The organism is Aureimonas pseudogalii, assembly GCF_014196835.1.
Lineage (GTDB): Bacteria > Pseudomonadota > Alphaproteobacteria > Rhizobiales > Rhizobiaceae > Aureimonas > Aureimonas pseudogalii.
Window position 1 is genome coordinate 112231 of record NZ_JACIEK010000007.1, and the last position, 19426, is coordinate 131656.

General features: G+C 69.1%; 20 protein-coding genes. 7 read left to right on the forward strand and 13 right to left on the reverse strand.

The annotated features are described in order from the left end of the window. Positions 1-165: 165 nt before the first annotated feature. Entirely contained in the window at positions 166-1119 is a 954-nt protein-coding gene (locus GGR04_RS13870; RefSeq protein WP_183200506.1) for a Gfo/Idh/MocA family protein, read from the forward strand. A 24-nt stretch (positions 1120-1143) separates the two neighbouring features. Here GGR04_RS13870 and mnmA read toward each other — a convergent pair whose 3' ends face one another. Beyond that, on the reverse strand, positions 1144-2340 hold the full coding sequence (mnmA, locus tag GGR04_RS13875; protein WP_183200507.1) for a tRNA 2-thiouridine(34) synthase MnmA: 1197 nt from the start codon (positions 2338-2340) through the stop codon (positions 1144-1146). A 260-nt stretch (positions 2341-2600) separates the two neighbouring features. Between mnmA and sciP the strand changes: the two genes are divergently transcribed. Beyond that, positions 2601-2891 (forward strand): CtrA inhibitor SciP, encoded by a 291-nt coding sequence (sciP, locus tag GGR04_RS13880; protein ID WP_183200509.1) that lies wholly within the window; start codon positions 2601-2603, stop codon positions 2889-2891. Between the two features lie 267 nt (positions 2892-3158). On the opposite strand, the gene GGR04_RS13885 is transcribed toward sciP, so the two are convergent. Next, complete coding sequence (locus GGR04_RS13885) at positions 3159-3518, reverse strand: flagellar FliJ family protein (RefSeq protein WP_183200511.1); 360 nt, start codon at positions 3516-3518, stop codon at positions 3159-3161. Between the two features lie 376 nt (positions 3519-3894). Between GGR04_RS13885 and ctrA the strand changes: the two genes are divergently transcribed. Continuing rightward, a complete protein-coding gene (gene ctrA, locus GGR04_RS13890) occupies positions 3895-4590 on the forward strand; it encodes a response regulator transcription factor CtrA (protein ID WP_062207990.1) in 696 nt (231 codons plus the stop codon). Positions 4591-4707: 117 nt separating this feature from the next. Here the strand turns inward: ctrA and GGR04_RS13895 are convergent, their stop codons facing one another. Continuing rightward, positions 4708-5106, reverse strand: coding sequence for a PleD family two-component system response regulator (locus GGR04_RS13895; RefSeq protein ID WP_183200512.1), 399 nt, complete (start codon positions 5104-5106; stop codon positions 4708-4710). 112 nt (positions 5107-5218) lie between these two features. Then, positions 5219-5854 carry a histidine phosphotransferase ChpT gene (gene chpT, locus GGR04_RS13900; protein ID WP_183200514.1) on the reverse strand — a complete coding sequence of 212 codons (636 nt, stop codon included), beginning with the start codon at positions 5852-5854 and terminating at the stop codon, positions 5219-5221. Between the two features lie 289 nt (positions 5855-6143). Here chpT and GGR04_RS13905 point away from each other — a divergent pair, with 289 nt between their 5' ends. Then, positions 6144-6734 (forward strand): DUF1134 domain-containing protein, encoded by a 591-nt coding sequence (locus GGR04_RS13905; protein WP_183200516.1) that lies wholly within the window; start codon positions 6144-6146, stop codon positions 6732-6734. Between the two features lie 167 nt (positions 6735-6901). Then, a complete protein-coding gene (locus GGR04_RS13910) occupies positions 6902-8056 on the forward strand; it encodes a hypothetical protein (RefSeq protein WP_183200517.1) in 1155 nt (384 codons plus the stop codon). Here the strand turns inward: GGR04_RS13910 and GGR04_RS13915 are convergent. The 3 genes from GGR04_RS13915 to GGR04_RS13925 form a co-directional block, all read right to left on the reverse strand. After that, the gene (locus tag GGR04_RS13915; RefSeq protein WP_246393157.1) at positions 7992-8819 is read right to left on the reverse strand and encodes a TrmH family RNA methyltransferase; all 828 of its coding nucleotides are present in this window, start codon (positions 8817-8819) and stop codon (positions 7992-7994) included. The two genes, GGR04_RS13910 and GGR04_RS13915, sit on opposite strands and share 65 nt — an antisense overlap. Positions 8820-8912: 93 nt before the next feature. Beyond that, positions 8913-9074, reverse strand: a complete 162-nt coding sequence (locus tag GGR04_RS13920; RefSeq protein WP_183200519.1) for a hypothetical protein — start codon at positions 9072-9074, stop codon at positions 8913-8915. Between the two features lie 112 nt (positions 9075-9186). Continuing rightward, entirely contained in the window at positions 9187-10860 is a 1674-nt protein-coding gene (locus tag GGR04_RS13925; RefSeq protein WP_246393158.1) for a methyl-accepting chemotaxis protein, read from the reverse strand. 279 nt (positions 10861-11139) lie between these two features. Here GGR04_RS13925 and mprF point away from each other — a divergent pair, with 279 nt between their 5' ends. Together mprF and GGR04_RS13935 are read left to right on the forward strand one after the other, a co-directional pair. Next, positions 11140-13728 carry a bifunctional lysylphosphatidylglycerol flippase/synthetase MprF gene (gene mprF / locus GGR04_RS13930; protein ID WP_183200521.1) on the forward strand — a complete coding sequence of 863 codons (2589 nt, stop codon included), beginning with the start codon at positions 11140-11142 and terminating at the stop codon, positions 13726-13728. Then, positions 13725-15140 (forward strand): virulence factor family protein, encoded by a 1416-nt coding sequence (locus tag GGR04_RS13935; protein WP_246393159.1) that lies wholly within the window; start codon positions 13725-13727, stop codon positions 15138-15140. Before mprF ends, GGR04_RS13935 begins: the two co-directional genes overlap by 4 nt. A 100-nt stretch (positions 15141-15240) precedes the next feature. Here the strand turns inward: GGR04_RS13935 and GGR04_RS13940 are convergent, their stop codons facing one another. From GGR04_RS13940 to GGR04_RS13965, 6 genes are read right to left on the reverse strand one after another with little or no spacing between them, the layout of a single operon-like run. Continuing rightward, positions 15241-16023, reverse strand: a complete 783-nt coding sequence (locus GGR04_RS13940; RefSeq protein WP_183200522.1) for an SDR family NAD(P)-dependent oxidoreductase — start codon at positions 16021-16023, stop codon at positions 15241-15243. 53 nt (positions 16024-16076) lie between these two features. Continuing rightward, positions 16077-16460: a DUF423 domain-containing protein gene (locus GGR04_RS13945; protein ID WP_183200524.1), complete on the reverse strand. Its 384-nt coding sequence runs from the start codon at positions 16458-16460 to the stop codon at positions 16077-16079. Between the two features lie 49 nt (positions 16461-16509). Next, positions 16510-16896: a monovalent cation/H(+) antiporter subunit G gene (gene mnhG, locus GGR04_RS13950; RefSeq protein ID WP_183200526.1), complete on the reverse strand. Its 387-nt coding sequence runs from the start codon at positions 16894-16896 to the stop codon at positions 16510-16512. After that, a complete protein-coding gene (locus GGR04_RS13955) occupies positions 16893-17258 on the reverse strand; it encodes a cation:proton antiporter (protein ID WP_183200528.1) in 366 nt (121 codons plus the stop codon). Before GGR04_RS13955 ends, mnhG begins: the two co-directional genes overlap by 4 nt. Continuing rightward, positions 17255-17728, reverse strand: coding sequence for a Na+/H+ antiporter subunit E (locus GGR04_RS13960; RefSeq protein WP_183200530.1), 474 nt, complete (start codon positions 17726-17728; stop codon positions 17255-17257). The genes GGR04_RS13955 and GGR04_RS13960 overlap by 4 nt, the downstream gene beginning before the upstream one ends. After that, positions 17725-19416, reverse strand: coding sequence for a monovalent cation/H+ antiporter subunit D (locus tag GGR04_RS13965; protein WP_183200531.1), 1692 nt, complete (start codon positions 19414-19416; stop codon positions 17725-17727). The genes GGR04_RS13960 and GGR04_RS13965 overlap by 4 nt, the downstream gene beginning before the upstream one ends. Between the last annotated feature and the right edge of the window lie 10 nt (positions 19417-19426).

The window sequence follows — 19426 nt, forward strand, 5'->3', positions numbered from 1 at the left end:
ACGACGGGATCGCAATTCGTTAAGTCTTTAGCTGCATGTCGATAGGCCCCGGCAACCGCAGCGGAGCGGCCACCGGACTTCGCCGTTCGTCCACGCCTGCCGCTTGCGGCAAGGTCTTGCCAACGATAGGCAGCGGTCGAGGCGAGGCAGGCGGCGAGGCAGAACATGACGAAGCGACTGGCGGTGGTGGGCTGCGGCCAGTGGGGCCAGAACCACGTGCGCACGCTCCGCGAGATCGGCGCCCTTGCGGCGATCTGCGACGCCGACCCCGCGCGCGCCGCGCCGCTGGCCGAGCGCTTCGCGGTGCCGGCCCGTGCGCTCGACGACGTCCTCGCCGACCGGGCGATCGACGGCCTCGTGCTGGCGATGCCGCCGCGCCTGCACGGGCCCACCGCGCGACGCGCCTTCGCCGCCGGCAAGGACGTGCTGATCGAGAAGCCGATCGGCCTCGACCCGGCCGATGCCGAAGAGACCGCCCGCGCCGCCGCCGAGCACGGCCGGCTGCTGATGGTCGGGCATGTCCTGCGCTTCCATCCCGTGTTCGAGCGGCTCGACGCCGCAGTTCGCGAAGGCGCGGTCGGCGAGGTGCGGCACATCGCTTCGACGCGGCTCGGGCTCGGGCGGTTTCTCGGCATGGACGTCGTCTGGGATCTCGCGCCGCACGATCTCTCGCTCGTGCTGCACGTAGCCGGTGCGGCGCCCGAGCGCATCGAGACGCTGCGGCGAACGGTGCTCAGCAACGAGACCGACGCCGCCGACATCGCCATGACCTTTCCCGGCGGCGTCACGGCAGAGATCCACGTCTCGCGCATCTCGCCCTATCGCGACCGGCGCTTCTCGGTGGTCGGCACCGAGGGCATGATCACCTTCGACGATCTGGCGCCGGAGGGCCGCAAGCTCGCGCTCTACGCCCATCAGGTGCGCCGGGCGGACGCCGGCTTTACCTTCCGCCACGCCGATCCCGAATATCTGGAGACCGAGCCGGGCCTGCCGCTCGACCGCGAGCTTCGCCACTTCCTCCACTGCATCGAGACGCGCGAGAGCCCACGCACCGGCGCTGCGGAGGCGGTGGAGACCGTGCGCATCCTCGCTGCCGCCTCGCCGCGCCGCGCCGACTGACGCGGCCGCCGACAGGCCCGTCCGTCAGGCGACGAGCGTCGCCGCCGCCCTCGTCTCGGCATAGAAAGCGCCGGTCGCGACTTCGGTGCGGGCGGCTTCGGTGCGGGCGATGACGCCGCCGCCGAGCACCTGCGTGCCCGCGCCCTCGCCGGCATAGAAGACGCAGGCCTGCCCCGGCGAGACGCCCTCCTCGCCGGCCGCGAGCTCGACGCGGATCTCTTCGCCCAAAGCCACGAGGCGCGCGGGCGCCGGCGGGCGGGTCGAGCGGATCTTGACGAAGAGCGGCGTCTCGGCCCGCGCCGCCTCGATGGCAGCCCCCTCGCCCAGCCAGTTGATCTCGCGCAGCGCCAGACGATGCGTGCGCAGCGCCTCGCGCGGGCCGACCGTGACGCGCGCGGCGCGCGCGTCGATCGCCAGCACGTAGAGCGGCTCGCCCGAGGCGAGCCCAAGCCCGCGCCGTTGGCCCACCGTGAAATGCAGGATGCCTTCGTGCCGGCCGAGCACGCGCCCGTCGGCGTGCACGATCTCGCCGGGCGCGCCGGCATCGGGCCGAAGCTTGGCGATGACGTCGCTGTAGCGCCCCTTGGCGACGAAGCAGATGTCCTGGCTGTCGGGCTTGGAGGCGACGCCGAGCCCGTGGCGCTCGGCGATGGCGCGCGTCTCGGGCTTGGTCAGCCAGCCCAGCGGAAAACGTAGGTAGTCGATCTGCGCCTGCGTCGTGGCGTAGAGAAAATAGCTCTGGTCGCGGTCCAGATCGGCCGGCCGGTAGAGCGATCGACCGGTGCCGTTGGCGCGCGATTCGATGTAATGGCCGGTGGCCAGCGCGTCGGCGCCGAGATCGCGGGCCGTGGCCAGAAGATCGCGGAACTTCACGGTCTGATTGCAGGCGACGCAGGGGATCGGCGTCTCGCCCGCGAGATAGCTCGCCGCAAACGGATCGATCACCGATTCGCGGAAGCGCTGCTCGTAGTCGAGCACGTAATGCGGGATGTCGAGGATCTCGGCGGTGCGGCGCGCGTCGGCGATGTCCTGGCCCGCGCAGCAGGCGCCGGCGCGCTTCGGCGTGGCGCCGCCGTCGTAGAGCTGCAGCGTGATGCCCACCACGTCGTACCCCTCGGCCTTGAGGAGAGCGGCGGTGACGGAGGAATCGACGCCGCCGGACATGGCGACCACGACGCGCGTGTCGGCAGGGGCCTTCGGCAGATCGAGACTGTTGGGCATGGCGCAACTCGCTGGGGGCCGATCGCGATCGGCATTGCGCTTTCTTTTAATCCCGACGTGCCATCGTGCCAACCGCACGAAGAGTCACGGGTTTTACCGATCTCGTCTTCCGCGCGCCCGGCTCGCCGGTACGACGACATTCGCCAAGGCCCATTCGTTCAAGCTGTTATCGAATTGCTTCAAGGGGCTTAGCGAAGTTTTTAGAAGCGGAAGGCTAGGGTCGGGGGCGATTAGGTCTTTGCGTAATTGTAGAGAGTTCAATGACCGATCAGGTTAGACCGAGAGTGAAATACGTCATCGGCCCCGATGGGAGCCCGCTGACGATTGCCGACCTGCCGCCCTCGAACACAAGGCGTTGGGTCATCCGCCGCAAGGCGGAGGTGGTGGCGGCCGTGCGCGGCGGGTTGCTCAGCCTCGACGAGGCCTGCTCCCGCTATACGCTGACGGTGGAGGAGTTCCTGTCCTGGCAGGTCTCGATCGACAGCCATGGGCTCGCGGGTCTTCGGACCACGCAGTTGCAGGAGTACCGCAAGAAGTTCGACCTGCACTGACGGTGCCGATATCGGGAGAAACGATGAAGAACCGGCCTCGTGCCGGTTTTTTCGTATCCGCCGGTCTTTTGTGTATCCGGGTCTGCCCTCGCCTTAGCAGCCCACCCCTTTCGCGAAGCTGGCGAACGCTCGGCTGGTCGCGGCGCGCCACGCCGAAACGGCCCGTCATGCGCGAGCATGGGGCCGAAGACGTCTCAAAATCGGATCAGGCCCACCCTCGAGGCCCGCAACGAGCACGGGCGGATCGCTGACGGCTGAGGCGCGGCCTCAGGCCACCGCGACCTGTCGTCCCTCGCCGGCGTCGCGCTGCTCGAGCTTCTCGGCGTTGGCGTGTTCGGCCGAGGCTTCCTCGAGCGCGATTCGCGCCGCGTTCATCTGGATGCGCAGGTCGCCGACCGAGTTCATCAGATTGTCGCGCCGGGTGCGGGCCGCCTTGGCGAAGGTCGGATAGGCGAAATGCGTGATGTCGGTGATGCCCGACTTCTTCTCCTCGTTGGCGATCTGGGCGTCGAGTTCGCCGGCCATGCGCTCGAACTCGCCGAGCATCATCTGCAGCTGGTCCACCTGGCGTCGCTTCTCGGCGACCTTGAAACGCGTGAGGCGCATGAGGTTGTCACGCTTCGCCATCGAGCCATTCTCCTGTTCCTAGGGTTTCTCCACATGAAACCCCGTGCTGCGGCGCGATCTGCGGCTTCAGGCAAGCCTCGACGGCTAGATCTTAACCACCTGTTTACGCGCACCGTTAATCATAGGCGGTAAGGATTTAAGGCTGAGTAAATTGCTTGATTAGAACGCCGCACACCTCTTCTTTCTGCCGCGATGACGACATCGCGATGCGTCGGCGCGCCATCTGCGACCCACGACTGAAAAGATTAGGTTGATGAGACGGGCAGACCTGAAGGCATTGTTAACCATTCAATGCCAAGCTCAAAGTCAGCTCCAATACGAACTCCAACCTGGTCGGAACTTTGTTCACGGCGGGGCGGATGCAGAGGATTAAGTGATGCGCGTTCTTTTGATCGAGGATGACAGCGCCGTCGCGCAGAGCATCGAACTCATGCTGAAGTCCGAAAGCTTCAACGTCTACACCACCGACCTGGGTGAGGAAGGCGTCGACCTCGGCAAGCTCTACGATTACGACATCATTCTGCTCGACCTCAACCTGCCGGACATGTCCGGATACGAAGTCCTCAGAACGCTGCGTCTGTCGAAGGTGAAGACCCCGATCCTGATCCTCTCCGGCATGGCCGGCATCGAGGACAAGGTTCGCGGTCTGGGGTTCGGTGCCGACGACTACATGACGAAGCCGTTCCACAAGGACGAGCTCGTCGCCCGGATCCACGCCATCGTGCGTCGCTCCAAGGGCCATGCCCAGTCGGTGATCAACACCGGCGACCTGACGGTGAACCTCGACGCCAAGACCGTCGAGGTCAACGGCCAGCGGGTTCACCTGACGGGCAAGGAATACGCCATGCTCGAACTGCTCTCGCTGCGCAAGGGCACGACGCTGACGAAGGAAATGTTCCTCAACCACCTCTATGGCGGCATGGACGAGCCCGAGCTGAAGATCATCGACGTCTTCATCTGCAAGCTGCGCAAGAAGCTCGCGACCGCCACCGAGGGCAAGAACTACATCGAGACCGTCTGGGGCCGCGGCTACGTGCTGCGCGAGCCCGAAGCCGACACCCGCGCCGCCTGATCGGCGACCGCGTGCGACATCACGAAGCCTGCGTCGTCATCGGCGCGGGCTTCGTCGCGTTCGGGCGGCATCGACCGCGGACGCGAGATCGGGCCTTCGCTCGACGCTGAACCCCTCTCAGGCCGCGACCTTCACGAACGGCTCGATCCAGGCGAGCAGCGAAGCCCGGTCGAAGGGGCGGAAGATGAAGCCGTCGGAGCCGGCGCGCTTGGCGCGGGTCATCACGCCGAGATTGGTCTCCACGATCGACACGAGGATCGCAGCCTTCGCGCCGCCGGGCATCGCGCGCAGGGCCTTCACCGCCTTTTCGACGGGCATGCCGACGAGCGAGGCCGACACGATCACCAGCGCCGGCAGCGGCTCCGATCCCAGCTGCGCGCTCGCCTCCTCCAGGGAAAACGCGCCGCTGGTCTCGATCTCGATTCCCGCCAGGATCCGCGTCGCGACCTTCGCCACGATGCTGGATTCGTCGATCACCAGGCACTTCATCATCCGCAGCATCTCCGCTCGCGCCATCGGCGGGCTTCTGTTCACCCCGCGAGACTAGCAGCGATCCTTTGCGGAGCCGTTGCCGAGCACGGCGAAGAAATCCTGAACCGAACGGCTCGAATGCGAAAGATCGGGCCTCTCAGAGCGGCCGCACGGTGAAGGTCGCGGTCTCCTCGGCGATGTCGAGCGCGACGCCGAGCCCGCATTCGCGCGCCAGAAGCAGCGTGTAATATTGCTGGATGCCATGCGCGTCGACCGGATGGTCGCCGAGTTCGCCGGCGAGCAGCGCCCGGAACAGCGCGGGCACGCGCAGCGGCTTGCCGCGGGCCGTGATCGTGATCTCGGCCGCGGGCTCCAGCGCCTCGACCTGCACCTCCACCTCGCGCCCGCGCGGCACGGAGGCATTGGCGACCATCACCAGGTTGAGCACGAGCTTGGCGATGTTCTTGGGCACGTAGGCGCGCTGCCCCGACCAGTTGAGGTCGGCCTTCTCGAAGGCCATCAGCCCCTCGGCCACCGACTTGGCGTCGCCCATGTCGATCTGGGCGAGAGTGGAGCCGGAGGAGCCGTAGGCGACGCGCGCGAACTGCAACTTGGCCACCGCGCTCTGCGTGGAGCGGCGCACCAGCGCCATCGCTTCGGGATCGTTGGGCATCTCGTCGAGAAGCTCGAGCCCTGCCTGCACCGCCCCGACCGGCGAGATGATGTCGTGGCAAAGACGGCTGGCGAGGAGCGCCGCCAGATCCGGCGCGGACAAGTCGGGCAGGTGGGTCATCGGCGATCCCTGTGGTGAGGAGACGGTTAAAATTCGATCGATCCGACTGGCGCGGTAACATGCCGGGCGCGGCTTCGCGAGAGGCGCGTCCGCCCGCCGCCGCAATTGGCTGCCGGGTGGGACGCGGTTGCCACGCGCACGCACGCGAAAAAGGATGCCGCGCCCGGCCGCGCGTTAGCGATCTGGCAACCTTAACGGGAGCAATCTGTGCGCTCTCGCCGCATGCCGCCCGCGTTCGCCCTCGCGCGGCGTCGCGGCCGCGTCTCGCGCCATCCGAAGGAGCCGATCGATGTCTCGCATCGCCCGCCAGATCCGCCGCCTGTCCCTCGCTGCCTTCGCGGCGAGCGCGGCGCTCGTCGCACTCGCCCCTGCCCCCGCCGCCGCGCAGGAGCAGAGCAACGGCTATTCGATGGACGAGATCGTCACCGAGGGGCACCGCTTCTTCGGCGCGACGGCGGGCGGGCTCGCCACGGCCGTCGAGAAGGCGTTCCAGCAGAAAGGCTTGCCGAACGGCTACATTCTCGGCGAGGAGGGCTCGGGCGCCTTCATCGGCGGCCTGCGCTTCGGCGAGGGCACGCTGTTCACCAAGAACGCGGGCGAACACCGCATCTACTGGCAGGGCCCCTCCGTCGGCTTCGACGCCGGCGGCGACGGCGCGCGCACCATGATGCTCGTCTACAACCTGCCCTCGGTGGAAGGCGTCTACGGGCGCTATGTCGGGGTCACCGGCAGCGCCTATCTCGTCGGGGGCCTCGGCATGACCTTCCTCCAGCGCGAGGCGGTCACCCTCGTGCCGATCAAGACCGGCCTCGGCGCGCGCCTCGGCGTCAATGTCGGCTATCTCAAGCTGACGCCCAGCGCCACCTGGAACCCCTTCTGATCGAGCCGGCCGCGATGTCGCGCCACCCGCACGCCTCTTTGCAGCGCGACGCCGGCTGATCTAAAGCTTGTCGCGCGCGGGACGCGCGGGGCTGCGGCCTCGTGCGTCCCGCCACCTCCGCACCGCCGGGCGTGCCGCGCGTCCGATCGAACTCATCCGGGATAGCCATGGTCGCGACCGCGCTCGTCTTCGCCCTCGGCGCCCTGGTGGCGAGCCTCGTCGCCCTGCTTCTCGTGCCGCTGCTCTGGCGCAAGGCCCAGCGCCTCGCCCGCCGCGACTTCGACGCGACGATCCCGGCGAGCGTCAAGGAGATCCGTGGCGAGATCGACGCCGTGCGCGCCACGGCCGCCTTCGAGATGCGCCGCACCGAGATCCGCGCCGCCGAGGCGCGCGAGACCGGCGTGCGCGAGCGCGCCGAAGCCGGGCGCGTCCTCGTCGAGAACGGCGACCTGCGCACCCGCCAGAGCGAACTCGAGGCCGAGCTGACGCGTCGCGACCAGGCCATCGCCCATCTCGAAGAGCGTCTGACGGCTCTGGCGGGCGAGCGCGACGAACTGCACGAGACGCGCCAGGAACTGCGCGACAAGTTGCAGGTGCGCGCGCGCGAACTCGACCTCCTCGCCGCCGAATTTCAGGCGCTGCGCGAAGTCGCCGACGAGCAGCGCTCGGCGCTTGCCGCCGCCGAGACCCGCATCCTGCATCTGAGCGACGCGAAACGGAGCGCGGCGAAGACACCGGAGCCCGCTCCCTCGCCTTCGCTCTCCACGCCCTCCGCCGCTCCGATCGGCGTCCCCGCGATCGCGGCCTCCACGGCAGACGGCGAGACCTCGGGCCGGGCGCTCGACGCCAGCGACGCATCGCCATCGTCGGTCGCTCTCTCCGCCCCGGTCCCGGTTCCCGCCCTTTCCCAGCGAGAGACCCGTGAGGCCGGCCCTTCGGGCAGCAACCGGCTGCGCGCCGCCATCGCCGCGCGAGCCGGCGCCCGGCGCGAGCCGACGCGCGAGGAGAATGCCGAGATCCGCGAGCGGATCACCGACATCGCCGCTCGCATTCTCCACAAGGAGGTTCAGACGCAAGGGCCCCAGTCGCCGGTGGCGCAGCTTCTGGCCGAGGACGAGGCGACGACGGCCTCCGCCGGGGGGGCTTCGACCCTGGCGGCGCGCGTGCGCCAGTTGATGGCGACCGAGGGAGAGGGCTCGCCTGTGCCGATCATCGACGAGACCCGAGGCGCCGGCGCCGGCTCCCTGGCGGCAGAGGTCAATCCGGCGACGACAGCGAAAAGAAATGGTGGAGGGCGATCGCGGCCGAAGTCGCGACGTTGAGGCTGTCCAGCCCCGGCGCCATCGCGATGCGCAGCGACCGGCACTCGGCGAGGAAGCGTCCGTCGAGCCCCTCCCCTTCCGTTCCCAGAAACAGGGCGCGAGGCCGGCGCTCGCGTATCGCGTCGAGCCGCAGTTCGCCGCCCGGCGACAGCGCTAGGCATTCGAAACCGGCATCGGTGAGGAGCGCGCGGATCTGCGACGGAGCCCCGCCCCGCGCGAAGGGAACCGTCAGCACCGTGCCGACGGAAACGCGGATCGCCTTACGGTAGAGCGGATCGCAGGCGCGATCGTCGAGCAGCACGGCGCCCGCGCCGAACGCGGCGGCGTTGCGGAACAGCCCTCCGACATTGTCATGGTTGGTGAGGCCGCAGGCGACGACGACGGTGCCGCCTTCGCGCACTGTCCACGCGAGCACCGCCTCCATCGGCTCGGCGACGTCCTCTCCACCGCTGCGCTCCGTGCCGTGGGCGAGGATGCCGCGGTTCATCGGAAAGCCCGACACCGCGTCGAACACGGCGCGCTCGGCGGTGAACACCGGCACGTCGTCGGGCAACGCGGCGAGCCGCGCCGAGAGGCCCGCCCAGCGACCGGGCAGCACGAGAAGAGACACCGGGCGATAGCGCCGGGATGCCAGAAGCTGCTCCAGCACCACCGCGCCCTCGGCCATGAAGCCGCCTCGACCCGTCAGGTCGCGGTCGCGCACGTCGCGGTATGCGTCGATGCGCGGATCCGACGGGTCGGTGATGGGAATGGGCGCTCGCAACGACGTCTCCAAGGATGGGAGCGAGCCGGATCGACGGTTCGCGGCCGTCCCTTAGGCGCTTTCACCTCGCGAGGCGAGCGCGCCCGGCGAGGTTCAGCGGGTGGTCTCGCGCGCCCGATAGTCGGAGAGCGGGTCGGCCTCCACCTGGCTGTGGTCGCTGATCGCGAGGAAGGCGATGCCCCCGGCAAACAGGAGGCAGAGGCCGAGGAGCGTGTAGCGGACGACGCGGACCGCGGCGGAGGTTCGACTGCGCATGGGAGTTTCCGAAAAATTAGGATGTCGGAAGGACGCGCGAGACCGGCGTAAGGTTCCCTGAACCCACGGGCAGGACGGGTTTTCGCCCCTGCCCATGAGCGTCGACCGGCGGTCAGGCGCTCATGCGCTCGAATCCGGTGTTGCCGAGGTCGAGCGCGAAGCCGCCGTCGTCCTGGGCGGCGGGGCGAGACGCGGCCGGGCGCGGCGCCGATGCGGGACGGCTACGGGCCGGCATGCGAGCGAGAGCGGCGACCGGCGCTGCCACGGCTGCCTTCGCTGGGGCGAGGGGCGCCGAATCGTCGAGGCGGAAGAAGGACGAGCGCTCCGCCAGTCGTCCGGCCTCGGCCGAGAGCTGCTCGGCGGTGGCCGACATCTGGTTGGCCGCGCCGGCGTTGGACTGCGTCACCTGGTCGAGCTGGCCGATCGCCTGGTTGATCTGCTCGATGCCCACCGCCTGCTCGCGGCAGGCCGCCGAGATCTCGGACACCAGTTCGGCCGTGCGGCGGATGTCGGGCACGAGCGCGCCCAGCATGTCGCCGGCCTCGCGCGAGGCGATCAGGGTCTGCGCCGACAGGGCGCCGATCTCGGTGGCGGCCTCCGCGCTGCGCTCGGCGAGCTTGCGCACCTCCGAAGCGACCACCGCGAAGCCCTTGCCGTGCTGGCCGGCGCGCGCCGCCTCGATCGCGGCGTTCAGCGCCAGAAGATCGGTCTGCCGGGCGATCTCCTGCACCACCTGGATCTTCTCGGCGATCACCCGCATCGCCTCGACCGAGCCCGACACCGCCGCCCCCGTACGCTCGGCGGCGAGGCTCGCCTGGCTCGCGATCTTCTCGGTCTGGCTGGCGTTGTCGGCATTCCCGCGCACGTTGGCCGTCATCTCCTCCACCGCCGCCGAGGCCTGCTCGGAGGCCGCGGCCTGTTCGGTCGAGCCGGAGGAGAGCTGGTCGGCCGTCGCCGCCGACTGGCTGGAGCCGGACGCCACCTGAAGCGCCGATCCGCGAACGTCGGAGACGATCTCGGCAAGGTTCTGCGACATCGCCGTCATCGCCCGCTGCAGGTCGCCGATCTCGTCGCGTCCCGCTTTCGTGGCGCGGATGGTCAGGTCGCCCTGGCCGATGGCCTGCGCCATCGCCACGGCGCGCCGCAGAGGACCGACGATTCCACGAGCGATCCACCAGGAACCGAGGCCGAGGAGAAGAGCCGCCGCACCGGCCCAACTCGCGCTTTCGAACATGCGCTGGTGGACGATGGTGTCGATGTCATCGACATAGGTGCCCGTGGCGACGACCCAGTCCCAGTTCTGGAAATGGCGGGAGTAGCTCGTTTTCGGCACCGGTGCGTCGCTGTTCAGCCGGTTCGTCGCGTAATCCGTGAAGCCGCCGCCCTCCAAGGCCCGGGCGATCATCTGCTGCACCTGCTTCACGCCGTTCGGATCGGTCCTGTCCCAGGCGCTCGTCCCCTCCTCCTCGGCCTTCGCGGAGATCTGGCGGATGCCCTTCGAATCGTAGACGAAGATGTAGTCGCCATTGCCGAAACGCATCGGACGAATGGCGGCGCGCGCTCGCGCCTGCGCCTCGTCGAGCGTGAGTTCGCCTGCGGTCGCGCGCCGGTCGAGATCGGCGATCGATGTGACGGCGGAATCCACCTGCCCCTTCAGCATCTCCCGCCGATCGTTCCACATCTGCGTCTCGAGCTGCCAGAGCTGCAACGCGACGGAGGCCACGAACAAGGCAATCCCCATCGCGGACAGAAGCAGGAGCTTGCGGGAAATCGTCCATCGCATCATCGTCGGGTCCTCGAATCCGTCGTGAGGGAAGAAACGCCTCCGCCACATCGCCCGACATCGAACATGCACCCCTATAAGGAGTACTTACGTCCATCGCCGATGCCGGAATGTGCCTGCAGGCAGAGGGCCAAAACCGACGTCATGGTTGACGAACCCTTCACCCGGCCGCCGACTTAAATTTCCGCAAGGAGCGACCGCGCGCTTGTTCCGTCGCGAAGTTCGGTTAAGTCGCGTCTCGCGAGCCCTCCGGCTTGCGGGTCGATCGGAACTGTCATTCCCATGAGCGCTGAAACCCCGTCCGCCCAGCCTGCCGCCGCAGCGGGCCATCGCACCTGGCGTCGCTATCTGCCGCTCGCCGTCGGTCTGGCGATCACGATCGCGGCCTTCGCCGCGCTCGGCAGCATGGTCTCGTCGCTGACGCTCGCCGACGTGCACGGCGCGCTCGCCGCCGTCTCGCCGCTCGATCTGGCGCTCGCCGTCCTGTTCACCGCGGTCAGCTTCGCGGCCGTCTCGCTCTACGACGTCGTGGCGGTGGAGACGATCGCGCCGGGCCGGGTCTCGCGTCCGGTCGCGGCCACCGTCGGAGCCGCCGGCTACGCGATCTCCAACGCGCTGGGCTTCCCGCTGCTGACGGGGGGCGCGCTGCGCTACCACGTCTACAAGTCCGGCGGCATCGAGCTGGCCGATATCGGGCGCATCGTCGGCACCTCCTGGTTCGCGCTCTGGTTCGCCCTCGCCATCATGATCGGCACGGCGCTGGTGCTCGATCCCAGCGAGGTTCCGATCCTGCGCGATCTCGACCCGGTGGTCGACGTCGCGATCGGCGTCGTGCTCATCGCGCTGGTCGGGGCCTTCGTGGTCTGGCTCTCGGGCAGCGAGAAGACCGCGCGTCTCGGCCGCTTCACCCTGCCGCTACCGACGCAGAAGGGCGCCATCGTCCAGATCTTCGCCGGCATCGCCGACGTCGGCGCCGCCGCCGCGACGCTCTACGTGCTGATGCCCGAGGGCAGCGTCGGTTCGTTCACGCTCTTCACGCTCGTCTTCGCCGTGGCCGTGATCGTCGGCGTCGCCTCCAACGCGCCGGGCGGGCTCGGGACCTTCGAGGCGACGATCATCGCCAGCCTCGGCCTGTCGGACCGCGCCGACGTGGTGGCGGCGCTCCTCCTCTACCGGCTGATCTACACCGTGCTGCCGCTGGTGGTGACGGTGATCGGCCTCCTCGTCGTCGAGGTCGTCAGGCGGCGCTCGAAGCTGAAGGGCCCGGCACTCGAGTTCGTGCGCGCCTTCGAGCCGCTGGTGCCGCCGACGGTGGCGGTGCTCGCCTTCGGCGGCGGTCTGGTGCTGCTCTTCTCGGGCGCGACGCCCGGCGTCGAAAACCGGCTCGGCGCCTTGAACGACGTGCTCCCGCTGCCCTTCATCGAGATGTCGCACATGGCGGCGAGCCTCATCGGCGTGGCGCTGCTCATCGTGGCGCGCGGTCTGGCCAAGCGGCTCTGGCGGGCCTGGATCGTGTCGCTGGCGTTGCTCGTGGCCGGCGCGGTGTTCTCGCTCTCCAAGGGGCTCGACTGGGAAGAGGCGGTGATCCTTCTCGTGCTGGCCTCGCTGCTCCTCGGCTTCCGCCACGCCTTCTATCGCCGCTCGGCGATCAACCCCTTCGCGGTCACCTGGAGCTGGCTCGTGGCGGTGGTCGCCACCGTCGTCGCCTCGGTCTGGCTCGGCTTCTTCGCCTATCGCAACGTCGAATACGCCAACGACATGTGGTGGAACTTCGCGATGGAGGACAACGCCTCGCGCTTCCTGCGCGCCAGCGTGGTGGCCTTTGCCGTGATCGCGGCGGTGGGCCTCGACGTCGCGATCCACCGGCGCACCGAACGCGTCCAGAAGAACGCGCGCATTCCCGACGCCATCCCCGAGCTGGTGGAGGCCTCGCCCAACACCGTGGCGGCACTGGCACTGCTCGGCGACAAGCAGTTCCTGCTGTCGCCCGACGGCAAGGGCTTCGTGATGTACGCCCGCTCGGGCGGCAGCCTCATCGCGCTCGGCGAGCCGATCGGCCCGCCCGAGACCGTCTCCGAGCTCGCCTGGGCCTTCCGCGACCTCGCCGACCGGCAGGCCGAGCGCCCGGTTTTCTACGAGGTGATGCCCGAAAGCCTGCCGCTCTTCCTCGACATGGGCCTCGTGGCGCTGAAGCTCGGCGAGGTGGCACGCGTCGATCTGACGACCTTCACCATCGAGGGCGCCAAGAAGCAGGACCTTCGCACCGCCACCCGGCGGGCCGAGCGCGAGGGCCTCGCCTTCTCCATCCTCTCGCGCGACCAAGTCGCGGCGGCGATGGACGAGCTGCGGGGAGTCTCCGACGCCTGGCTCGACATGAAGTCGGGTTCGGAAAAAGGCTTCTCGCTCGGCTATTTCGACCCGGCCTATCTCCAGCATTTCGACATGGCGGTGATGAAGAAGGACGGCGCCATCGTCGCCTTCGCCAATCTCTGGCGCGGCGCCGACAAGCAGGAGCTGTCGATCGACCTGATGCGCTTCCGGCCCGACGTCTCGAAGGTCATCATGGACGCGCTCTTCGCCCGCATCCTGCTCTACGGCAAGGACGAGGGCTATCGCTGGTTCAATCTCGGCGCGGCGCCACTCTCGGGCCTCGTCGACCGGCGCGGCGCCTCGCGCTGGAACCGCTTCGGCTCCTTCCTCTACCGGCGCGGCGGCTCGTTTTACCGCTTCGACGGGCTGAAGGCCTTCAAGCAGAAGTTCGGCCCGGTCTGGACGCCGCATTATCTCGTCTGCCCCGGCGGCTTCGACACGGCCAAGGTGCTCGTCGACGTCACCACCCTCATCTCCGGCCGCCCGAAGCAGGATTCATGAACCGCAGCCTGACCCTTCTCGGCGGTTTCACCGCCATCGTCGCCGCCGGCCTCCTTACCGGATCGCTCGTCATGTCGCGCGTGGGATCGCAGACCGCGGCCGCCGTTCCCGCCGCCACCGTCTCCTACGAGAACCTCCACGGCATCGGCGTCCTCGTGCCCGACGACGACCCGACGGGCCTCGTCTTCCTCGTCTCCGACACCGGCGGCATCAATGATGCCGACCGCGACCTCGCGGCGCGCCTGGTCGATGCCGGCCTCATCGTGATGCCCGTCGATCTCGACCGGTGGCGGAGCGAGCTCGAAGCCGGAGCGGAGCCCGGCGACGAGTGCTTGTATCTCGGCTCCGACATCGAGGGAATCGCCAAGGAAACGCTGCGCACCCTCGCGCTCGACACCTATTTCCACCCGGTGGTGGTGGGCCGCGGTGCAGGCGCGACCTTCGCCTATGCGAGCGTCGCCGATGCGCCGGACGCGACGGTGGCAGGCGGCGTCGGCCTACGCGCGACCCCTTCGGTGCGCTCCAGGCTCCCGGTCTGCGAGGGTGCGAAGGCGACGCCGGCGGCCGGCGGCACCTTCGCCTACGACCGGGCGGCTGCGATTCCCAACCCCTTCACCTTCGTGGATGCGGAGGGTACGGACAAGGCGACCGCCCTCGCCGCACCCTTTCAAGCCGGCACGGTGATCGAGCGCGACGGCGACAGCGCGGCGGACGACGCCGTGGCGGCGGCCGTGGCGATCGCCGCGGCCGACTCGAACGGCCTGCCCATCGTCGTCAGCAAGCCGAAGGGCGACCCCGTGGCGGTCGCCATCTTCGTGTCGGGCGACGGCGGCTGGCGCGATCTCGACAAGACGATCGGCGACTGGCTGACCGCCCACGGCGTGGAGGTGATCGGGGTCGATGCGCTGCGCTACTTCTGGTCGGAGAAGACGCCGGAGGAGATGGCTGCCGACATCGCCACCATGCTCGGCGACGCCAACCCCAAGGCCGGCGTGCCCGTGGCGCTGCTCGGCTACTCGTTCGGCGCCGACACGCTGCCCTTCGCCTACGGCCATCTGCCGCAGGCCTGGACCGACAAGATCTCGCTCATCGGCCTGCTCGCCCCCTCGCAGCAGACCGGCTTCCAGATCTCGGTGGGCGGCTGGCTCGGCCTCTCGACCGGCGACCATGCCGTGGTGCCGGCGATCCAGACGATGCCGCCGCCCAAGGTTCTCTGCGTCTACGGCACCGAGGACGAAGAGGACAACGCCTGCCTCGACCCGGCGCTTGCCTCCGTCACCAAGCTGGGCATCGAGGGCGGCCACCATTTCGACGGCAATTACGACGCGATGGCAGAGCGTATCCTGGCGGCGATCCGCGGCGGGCCGGCAGCGGCCCTCTCCGCGCCGGTCGCACCGACGTCCAACCCCTGACGATGCGGGAAGCGAGGGCGGCGATGCCGCTTTTCGCTCCGCTGGCGTCCGGCAATGTGAGATTGGCCGGCGACGGCGATCTCGTTCCAGGCAGGCCGCCTCAGGGCATGAGTTGGCCGCCGTTCACCTCGACGACCTGTCCCGTCATGTAGCCGGACAACGCGTCCGCGGCGAGGAAGAGATAGGCCGGCGCGCAGTCGTCGGCGGTGCCGAGCCGCTTCAGCGGGATGGATTCGGCGGTGGCCCGCAGCTTCTCCTCCGACGAATAGCGCCGGTGGAAGTCGGTCATGATCGTGCCGGGCGAAACCGCGTTGACGCGGATGCCGTCGGGCGCAAGCTCCTTGCCCAGCGTCTTCGTCCAGGCCGAGACGAAGGCCTTGGTGCCCGAATAGAGTGCCGAGCCGGCGCTGCCGCCCGAGCGCGCCGAGATCGACACGGTGTTGACGATCGCAGCCGCCTCCGCCGCACGCAGCGCCGGCAGCAGCCGGCCGGTGAGGTCCACCACCTGCCGGATGTTGAGATCGAGCACGTGGTCGTAGGTCTCGGCCGTCTCCTCGCCCGCCCGGATGCGCCCGCCCATCGTGCCTGCGTTGTTGACGAGGACGTCCACGGTCGCCGTCTCGGCCAGCACCTTCGCCGCCAGCGCCGCGCCGCCGCCGGGCCGGCCGAGATCCTCCGTGAGAAGCGTCAGCCGGTCGCGCTCGGTGCCGGCGACGCGTGCCAGAAGATCGGTCTCGGCATGCTCCAGCGAGCGGCCGGCATGGGCGATGACACGCCCGCCACAGGCGAGGAAGCCCGCCGCGACCGCCGCGCCGATGCCGCGACCGGCCCCCGTCACCACGATCGTTCGCCCTGCGAACAAGGCCTTGTCGAAACCGGTCATCGCCGTCCCCTCCCCTTCTCGTCCCGTCGTTGCACCGGTTCGCCCCTGCCGCGTCAAGCCGCGGGATCGCGCGTCGGCAGGAACGCGAGAACCAGGAGGCTCGCCCAGCCGAGAATGAGGATCGAGCCGCCGGTGGGCGCGGCGTTGACGAAGAGGCGGCCGTCGAGAAAGGCGCGCGAGCCGAGATCGCCGGAGAAGAGCAGCACGCCGACGATCCAGGCCGCGCCCGGCAGAGCGACGGCGCGCAGCCGGCCGGGCGCGGCCAGCCCGAGGGCGAGCAGCGCCGGCGCGTGCACGAAGGCGATGGCGGCCGCGATCGTCAGCATCTGCCGGTCGCCGCCACCATGCGCAGCGAGCGCCGCGCCGGCCGTTCCCAGAGCGCCGAAGAGTCCGGCGAAGGCGATCGCGACACGGGAGAAGACGCTCGTTCGCATCATGCGGCGTACCCGACCGTCATCAGACCTGCTCGTGCGACCGGCGCTCCCCTCACAGGATCGGCCGCTGGTCTTCCGCCGGCCGGTCGCCGGGGCCGCGGCTCTCGCTCGGCGGGCAGGCCATCTCGTCCAGCACCGAGCCGTCCCACATCCGGTATCCTGCGGAATAGGCGGCCTTGCCGAGCAGATGGGCGGCGATCGGCGCGGTGAGGAAGAAGAACACGATGGCGGCGATGGCGCGCAGGACCTCGGCCGTCTCCACCGAGACGATGGCGAGCGCCACGAGCGCCAGCACCGAGCCGACCGTGCCGGCCTTCGAGGCCGCGTGCATGCGGGTGTAGAAGTCGGGCAGCCGCAGGATGCCGATCGCCGCGACTAGCGCGAAGCTCGCGCCCATCACCACGAAGATCCCGGCGAGAATGTTGCCGATGCCGGTCATGGGCGGGTCTCCGGTTCGCCGAGCACGATCTCGTCGGCCACCGGCTCGGTCACCGAGACGGGCGATCGCTCGGTGTCGCCGCGCGCCAGGATGAAGCGCGCGAAGGAGATGGTCGCGAGGAAGCCGACCAGCCCGAGCGCGATGGCGACGTCGACATAGAGGGTGAAGCCGGTGTCGATGCCGATCACGGCGATGAAGCCGATCGCCGAGGAGGTGAGGACGTCGAGGCCGAGCACCCGGTCGGGCAACGTCGGTCCGCGCCAGATGCGGATCACCGTGAGCAAGAAGGCGAGGCAGAGGATCGCCAGCGCCAGATCGAGCGCAGTGTCGAGGAAGAGTTCGGAAAACTTCAGGAGGGTCATCGGAACACCTCGAGGATCCGGCGCTCGAACCCGTCGGCGATCTCGCGCCGGCGTGCTTCGGGATCGGAGCAGTCGAGCGCATGGACGAAGAGCGTGCGGTTGTCGGACGAGATGTCGAAGATCAGCGTTCCCGGCGTCAGGCCGACGAGATTGCAGAGAAGGGCGATGCCGAACTCCGATTCGACGCGGTGCTTGTAGACGAAGACGCCGGGCTTCACGTCGAGGCGCGGCGAGAGCACGACGCGCGCCACCCGCCAGGCCGAGACGGCGAGATCGTAGACCAGGAAGACGATCAGCCCGACGACCTCGCGCCCGCGCCGAAAATAGCCACGCGCGCCGATCTGCTCGCGGATGAGGAAGAGCGTCGCGGCACCGAGAATGTAGCCGAAGATCAGGTTGGCGAGGCTGAAGCCGCCGGTGACGACCAGCCAGACCAGGGCCAGCAGGAGGTTGACGACGAAGGGGTTCATGGCGCGCTCCCGATGACGGACGAGAGATAGGCGGCGGGCTTCAGGATCTGGTGTGCCGAGGCGAAGGTCAGTTCAGCCAGCGGCTCCGGCCAGATGCCGACTGCCACCACGAAGAGCGACAGCGCCACGAGCGGCACCAGCGCCAACGGACGGCCCGGCGGCGGCGCGCGGAAGGCGTCGTCCGAGCCCATGTGCCCGTCGCCGCCCTCGGCCTGGGCCGGCGCCGGCCGCCAGAAGGCGAAGGCGAAGACGCGCACGCAGGCGATGGTCAGGAGGAAGCCGGAGACCAGCACGCAGACCGCCAGCCACGGCAGGCCCGCCGAGATCGAGGCGCGCACCAGCAGCATCTTCGGCCAGAAGCCCGAGAAGGGTGGCAGCCCCGATACCGCGAGCAGCAGCACGAGCATCATCGCCGAGAACAGCGGATGACGCCGCCACAGCCCCCCCATCTCGTGCAGCGACGAGGAGCCGTTGCGGAAGGCCGCGACGCCGGCCGCCAGATAGAGCGCGGTCATCACCACCACCGAATGCAGCGCGTAGAAGATCGCACCGGACAAGCCGGTCGCGAGGGCCCCGTCGGCCGAGACGCCGTCGGCATAGGGCCCGTTCGCGACGCCCCGGATGACGCTCGCCGCGCCCGTGGTGATGGCGCTCGACGTGCTCTCCAGCACCGGCGGAATGGCGAGCCCGGCGAGGATGGTGCCGATGCCGGTGATCACGACGTAGTTGAGGAGACGCCGCAGGTCTGTCTGCGCCAGCGCGCCGAGCGCGCCGATCAGCATGGTCAGCGCCGCCATCCAGGCGATCACGAATCCGAGCCCCCCCCGCTCGGGCGGAAACAGCATGAGCACGACGCGGATCAGCGCGTAGATGCCGACCTTGGTGAGGAGGCCCGCGAAAAGTGCCGACACCACGAAACGGGGTGTGTGGTAGGAAGCCGGCAGCCAGAAATTCAGCGGAAAGGCCGCAGCCTTCATCGAGAAGGCGACGAGGAAGAGCGAGGCGATGGTGAGGAGGACGCCGGTGCCTTCGAGCTGCGCCGACTTCACCGCGATGTCGGCCATGTTGAGCGTGCCGAAGACGCCGTAGAGATAGCCGACGGTCAGCAGGAAGAGCGTCGCGCCGATGAGGTTGAGGAAGCAGTATTTCGTGGCGCCGTCGAGCTGCTCGCGCTCCGAGCCGAGGATCAGGAGCCCGAAAGAGCCGATGAGCAGCACCTCGAACCAGACGTAGAGATTGAAGATGTCGCCGGTGAGGAAGGCACCGGACACGCCGCCCATCACCATGAAGAGGAAGGGATAGAAGCCGTAGCGGCGGCCCTCCTCGTCGATCGAGGCGCCAGCATAGATGCCGCAGGCGAGCCCCGCGAAGCCGGCCACGGTCAGGAACAGGGCCGAGAGGAGGTCGGCGGTGAAGGAGATGCCGAAGGGCGGGCGCCAGCCCCCCATCGCCATCGACACCGAGCCCTCCTCGATCACGCGCCAGAGCAGCGCGACGTCGGTGGCGAGCAGCAGCGTCAGCCCGACCGTCGCCACCACCGGGTGCAGGTCCATGCGCCGGCGGATCATCAGGAGCGCCGCGCCGAAGACGAAGCAGATCACCACCGGCAGGATCAGGAGATACTGCTCGGCCTCGAAGCGCCCGAAGACCATGGCCTCCTGGATGAGGGCCCGCGTCTGGTCGTCCATCGCGGCCTCC